Source organism: Thalassospira sp. UBA1131 (genome assembly GCF_002311515.1).
In the GTDB taxonomy this organism is placed as follows: domain Bacteria; phylum Pseudomonadota; class Alphaproteobacteria; order Rhodospirillales; family Thalassospiraceae; genus Thalassospira.
In genome coordinates, this window is record NZ_DCAO01000092.1 from 1 (window position 1) to 2,015 (window position 2,015).

2 protein-coding genes and 1 pseudogene are annotated in these 2,015 nt (G+C 54.1%); 2 read left to right on the forward strand and 1 reads right to left on the reverse strand.

The window, feature by feature from the left end; all coding sequences use genetic code 11:
* Positions 1-21: 21 nt before the first annotated feature.
* A complete protein-coding gene (locus B3Z49_RS14050) occupies positions 22-309 on the reverse strand; it encodes a coiled coil domain-containing protein (RefSeq protein WP_197146269.1) in 288 nt (95 codons plus the stop codon).
* 312 nt (positions 310-621) lie between these two features.
* On the opposite strand from B3Z49_RS14050, the gene B3Z49_RS14055 reads away from it, so the two are divergent.
* Together B3Z49_RS14055 and B3Z49_RS14060 are read left to right on the forward strand one after the other, a co-directional pair.
* Complete coding sequence (locus B3Z49_RS14055) at positions 622-1,563, forward strand: alpha/beta hydrolase (RefSeq protein ID WP_296992001.1); 942 nt, start codon at positions 622-624, stop codon at positions 1,561-1,563.
* Between the two features lie 147 nt (positions 1,564-1,710).
* Positions 1,711-2,015 (forward strand): annotated as a pseudogene (locus B3Z49_RS14060) (adenylate/guanylate cyclase domain-containing protein); the annotation flags it as partial.

Consider the following 2,015-nt stretch of genomic DNA (forward strand, 5'->3'; position numbering starts at 1 on the left):
ATTGCGTTTTGATCCGCTCGATCACTTGAACCTGCTGGTAGCCATTTTCATCGCAGCTTCAATCGAGTCCCAAGCGTTATCCATGCCAGCTTTCAGGTCCTGCCAAGCGGTATCGCTTGATTTTTGCAATTCTCTGAGCTTCTGCTCGGCCTCGTCTTGCATGGCGCGGAGCTCTTTGACTTGTTTCTGATACTGTATTTGTGCATCGGCTTCTGCCAACTCAGCCTGCGCCTTAAGCTTGTCAATCTGGGCACTCCACTCATTGAGTTGGGCTTCCAGTTTTTTCTCGTAAGCTTCTTTCATGCTCATGGTCGTATCCTTTCGTTGGAAAACGTGTGGAACGATCGATATGGCAACAAGGCAAAATACCCAATGTCTGCATCTGTCATTGGATTAAAAAACCCGCTGAACCTGCTGTAGTTCTACTAGATCGGGCCGATTGGTTAAACCTTAAACCAGAATTTCCTCAATAACCCGACTGCCTGCTTGGAATATGTAATGTGTGACAATACCTTGCGGGCGAACGCATTATAATCTTCATTGAGTGTCTGTGTTTCCTGCGTAGGGTTGGTCGCCACTTTGTCACCGTGTTTTTTGCGCCCCGTTTTCCGCCTCTGTGCGATGTTGTTGTTTGCCGGGATGGTAAGCGCCTGTGCGCCAACCGTTCGCCGGGCGGGACCACCGATTGCCCAGACCGTGCTTGGGCCAGACGGTTTTGTTGCGGCCGATGGTACGGCGCTGCCGTTGCAAAGCTGGGGCGACCTTGAAGATCCCGATGCAGTGATCCTTGGTCTGCACGGAATGGGCGATTATGCCAATGCCTTTATGGAGCTGGGTGAACAGGTCGGCCCGAAGGGCATCGCGATCTTTGCTTATGATCAGCGGGGCTTTGGCCGTACGCCTACACGACCATTCTGGGCCGGCACAGCCAGCCTGGTCAATGATGCCAGCGATGCATTGACGCTGTTGCGCGCCCGCTATCCCGATACGCCGATTTACCTTCTGGGGAATTCGATGGGCGGGGCGGTGGCGATCATCACAGCGGCCACACGCGGGCATTTGATGGATGGCCTAGTTTTGGTGGCACCGGCAGTTTGGAACCGCGACATGATGCCGTGGTACCAGACCGCACCACTTTCGATCCTGTCGCACAGCCTGCCATGGTTGCCGCTGACGGGGCGGGGACTTGATATCTGGCCGTCGGACAATATCGAAATGTTGCGTCGGCTGTCGCGCGACCCGCACATGATGTCTTCTGTTCGGGTCGATCTGCTTGGCGGTGTTGCCGATATCATGGATCTGGCGCGCGTTCGGGCCGGGGATATATCTGTGCCAACGCTTTTGCTGTCGGGGATGCAAGATCAGGTGATCCCGCCTGAGGCCGTTGCGGCCCTTGATGATGAACTGTCCAGCCTCGGTTTGCCCGACTATCACCGCTGCCTTTATTCGGCGGGGTATCACATGTTGTTGCGGGATCTGAACGGGCCGTTGGTGATCGAGGATATCCGGCACTGGGTTGTCGACAGCGATGATCGGAAAAATTATTCCTGCACCAACAACTGATTGCTTTTTGACCCTCAATCAATGATCAGGTAGCCTTTTTTAAATAGTTGCAAGGCATTATGCAGCTTGTCGAACCGCTGTTTCGTTCCGATATGCCAAGCAGCAATTGATGATGCAACATCACTTAACCGGAGGATCAGGACCGGCATGCTAAGGACCATTCGGGCGAAGTTCCTGGGTGTCGCGGCCTTTTTTGTCGTGTGGCTCGTTGTGGCCACCGGTTTCTCCGTGATCCAGTCCCTTGGCATCAATGGTGATCTTGAGGCGGTGTCGCGCTACGTCACGCCGGTTAAGGACTCGCTTTCGGACGTGCGTGCGCGCCAGCTTGAACAGATTTCGCTGATTGATCGTTACATGCGGGTGGTCGAAAGTGACGGACCGCAGACATCGCTTTTGAATGGCATCGAGATCGAAATCGAAGCCAAACAAACCCAGATCGAACAGGCCTTCCG